Origin of the sequence: Amycolatopsis sp. (genome assembly GCF_036008905.1) — a bacterium.
Lineage (GTDB): Bacteria > Actinomycetota > Actinomycetes > Mycobacteriales > Pseudonocardiaceae > Amycolatopsis.
Genome location: NZ_DASYMU010000238.1, coordinates 1 through 3146 on the forward strand (window position 1 = coordinate 1; position 3146 = coordinate 3146).

Below are 3146 nucleotides of genomic sequence, written 5' to 3' on the forward strand. Positions count from 1 at the left end.
CACTTGTTGCCACTCACGACTCCTTTGCACGTTGATCGCGGTCACACGACAGGGATGATTCCGCCGTCGACCCGATACTGGGCCCCGGTCAGCCAACGGGCGCGGCCCGAGGCGAGAAACGCGATCAATTCGGCCGCGTCCTCCGGAGTGCCGGGTCTGCCCATCGGCACGTTCAGGCTCGTGGCGAGGTCGTGCTGGGCCTGCTCCAGGCTCACGCCTCGGCTCTCGGCGATCTTGCGGTGATGGGCGATCGCTCCCGGCGTCGGAATGAAGCCGGGCAACACGGTCACCACCCGCACGCCGCGCGGGCCGACTTCGGCGGCCAGCGCACGACTGTAGGTGTTGAGCGCGGCCTTCGCTGCCGCGTAGGCGACCTGGCCGGGTTGCGGCAGGTGACTGGCGATCGAGGAGACGTGGACCACGACGCCGCGGCCCCGGTCGACCATGCCCGGGACGAGCTGCCGATCGAGCCGCACCGCGCTGAGCAGGTTGACTTGCAGGTCGGACTCCCAGGACTCGTCGGTCCGGACCAGCGTGTCCGCGGGTGCGGTACCGGCACCGGCATTGTTGACCAAGATGTCGATTCCGCCCACGGCGTCGATCACCTGGCGGGCCAGGTTCGAAGCGCCCTCGGCCGTGGCGAGGTCGGCGGGGAAGAACGTGGCCGGCAAATCGTCGTCGGGCACCTTGCGGGCGGCGGCCAGGACGGTGGCACCCGCGGCGGCGAACCGCCGTACCGTCGCCGCGCCAAGCCCCCGGCTGCCCCCGGTGACAAGCACCCGCAGGCCCGCAAACGACTCGTCGATACCAGCCGGAGCCGCACCGGGGTCGAGTTCCATGCGTGATCTCCTTCGCCGAAAGCTGTGGCCGCCTGGATCGTCCACTACGCAAAGTACCTTACTTACATGTAAGTCAGTTTGCCGGGTGAGATGCTGGCACCATGACTGAACGCGCCGACGGGCGGCGTACCGACACTCGTGAGCGCATCCGTGCCACGGCACTGGAGATGTTCACGACGCAGGGCTACGAACAGACCAGCTTGGCGCAGGTCGCCGACCGGCTCGCCATCACCAGGCCGGCCGTCTATCACCACTTCCGCAGCAAAGAGGACCTGCTGACGAGCTCGTACAGTCGGCTCCTGCCGGCATTGGAAGAGCTCGTCGTATTTCTGCGCTCGGCACCCGGGAGCTGGGCTGCGCGCAGCGAGGTCCTGCAACGACTCGCCGCACTAGTCCAGGGCGAGAACGGTCCACTATTGGTCTGCGCGCGGGTGAACGAACACGCCCTGCGTGGCCTGCCCGCCGCGGCCGAGTTGCTCGACTCCACCGATGAGCTCACCCAGCTGCTCGCCCCTGACGCCAGCATCGACGGCCGGATGCGCGGTCGCTTGGCCGTAAGCGCGCTGGTGATGGCCGCGGCCAGGGAAACACAGCTGGGCGGTACGAGCGACGAACGAGCCGACGCCGCGCTCACGCTCGCGGGTGAACTCCTGCGCAGGCCCTAGTATTCAGTGAGCCACTCCGGCGGCTCTGCCAGATCAACGATCGCGACTTCACCCCCGCCGAACTGGCCCGCCTCCCGCAGGGCGCCAACAGCAAGCGACCATGCGACGGGACGAGTTGGCACTCCGCGTTCATGGAACCGGCTGGAGACACGGCGACTGGCGCTGTCGGTGTCGCGCGGCGATCTCTGCGCTGGTGGACCACGCTCGTCCTGCCTGCTCTTCTGCGGCCAGGGCTACGGAAGAGCAGGCGCCATTAAGGTAGTCCTATGTCTGATACTCCGACGCCTGTCACCCGACCGCGAGGACGCCCGCGCAAAGACGCCCAGCTCGCGCCCGTAGACGAGGTCATGGCCGCGGCGATCGAGGCTTTCTCCGTGCACGGGTACAACGGGGTTTCATTGAGAACGGTCAATGACCAGCTGGGTGTCAGCCGCAACCTTCTTTATCAGCGCTTCGGTTCCAAGGCCAATCTGTGGCGCGCTGCCGTCGACTGGGCTTTCAGCAATCTCCTGGAATATCTGGAGACCGCGGATGATGAATCGGCCGACCCCATGATAAGGCTTCGCATGTTGATTCGGAACTTTATCGAATATTCCGCCACGAGACCTTACCTTGCTCGTATCGTCACGGTGGAAGGCGCCGCTCGCACAGAACGATCGGAGTATCTCTACGACAACTACATCAAGCCGGTGCAATCGCATTTCATGCCGGTTTTCGAACAGCTGCGCGAGCAGGGAAGAATCAAGAACATCCCGACCGAGATCTTCTACTTCCTCCTCACATCGGGCGGGTCGGCTCCCTTTGGCCAGATTGGCCTTGTCTCACTGATGGTTCCCGAACTGGCTTCGGCGGACGACAAGCAGGTACGCGTCTACGCCGAGAATGTGGCCGAGGTACTTCTGAATGGCATATCGTTGCCCGACTTCAGTCGAGGTGACCAGCCAAACACTCCAGGGCCGAACCACTCCGGCTGAACAGGAGTCCCCGCTGCGGCCCGGCACCGTTCGCGAGAATGCCGCGTACCGCCACCCGGACGCTCCTGGGCGGGGGAGAGCTGCGCGCCGCGGCGACCGAGACCGCCGGACGGCGATGAGGGGACGTTACGATCATCGTCTGATGACGACAGATCTCTGCTGGAGTTGCCAACGGCGGTCGGCCGTACCCGGCTATGCGGCACGGGTACGGCTACACAAACACGTCGGTTACAGCCCGGCCATCCTCGGAGTGGACAAGCAATACCTCGAGACCGTGGTCGTAGTTCCCCTGTGCCGCCCATGCGGACGGGCATGGCCGGCCAGCAACGTCTTCTACGGGGTGACAGGCTGTTCGGGCTGCCTGGTCGTCGTGCTGCTCATCGTCGGCGCGATCACGGCAATACGGGATCTGCTGTGGTCCGTTGCGGCCGGCATCGCGGTCGTGGCCGCGGTGATCGCCGTCCTGGTGAAGTGGTACGAGATCCGTCACCGGCCGAAGGAGACGGGGCTGCGGCACCCGCACACGTATCCGGAGGTCGGCGACCTCGTCAACAAGGGCTATAAGATCCAGAACTAGTGCCGGTCACGCCGAACGTTTCCTTCGCCATCTGTCGACAGCAATGCCACTGACTTAAGCTGCCCGAGGTGTCAGCCGGATGTTCGGTGGG

Annotated in this window: 4 protein-coding genes; 3 read left to right on the forward strand and 1 reads right to left on the reverse strand. The window is 65.3% G+C overall.

What is annotated here, in order from left to right:
• Positions 1 to 41: 41 nt before the first annotated feature.
• Entirely contained in the window at positions 42 to 839 is a 798-nt protein-coding gene (locus VGP60_RS38120; protein ID WP_327553078.1) for an oxidoreductase, read from the reverse strand.
• Between the two features lie 101 nt (positions 840 to 940).
• On the opposite strand from VGP60_RS38120, the gene VGP60_RS38125 reads away from it, so the two are divergent.
• The 3 genes from VGP60_RS38125 (at position 941) to VGP60_RS38135 (ending at position 3055) form a co-directional block, all read left to right on the forward strand.
• On the forward strand, positions 941 to 1504 hold the full coding sequence (locus VGP60_RS38125) for a helix-turn-helix domain-containing protein (protein WP_327553079.1): 564 nt from the start codon (positions 941 to 943) through the stop codon (positions 1502 to 1504).
• 266 nt (positions 1505 to 1770) lie between these two features.
• Complete coding sequence (locus VGP60_RS38130) at positions 1771 to 2478, forward strand: TetR/AcrR family transcriptional regulator (RefSeq protein ID WP_327553080.1); 708 nt, start codon at positions 1771 to 1773, stop codon at positions 2476 to 2478.
• A 142-nt stretch (positions 2479 to 2620) separates the two neighbouring features.
• Positions 2621 to 3055: a hypothetical protein gene (locus tag VGP60_RS38135; protein WP_327553081.1), complete on the forward strand. Its 435-nt coding sequence runs from the start codon at positions 2621 to 2623 to the stop codon at positions 3053 to 3055.
• Positions 3056 to 3146 lie beyond the last annotated feature (91 nt).

Coding starts and splice junctions, on each gene's coding strand:
- VGP60_RS38130 (WP_327553080.1), top strand. CDS start 1,771: ATGTCTGATACTCCGACGCCTGTCACCCGACCGCGAGGACGCCCGCGC.
- VGP60_RS38120 (WP_327553078.1), bottom strand. CDS start 839: ATGGAACTCGACCCCGGTGCGGCTCCGGCTGGTATCGACGAGTCGTTT.
- VGP60_RS38125 (WP_327553079.1), top strand. CDS start 941: ATGACTGAACGCGCCGACGGGCGGCGTACCGACACTCGTGAGCGCATC.
- VGP60_RS38135 (WP_327553081.1), top strand. CDS start 2,621: ATGACGACAGATCTCTGCTGGAGTTGCCAACGGCGGTCGGCCGTACCC.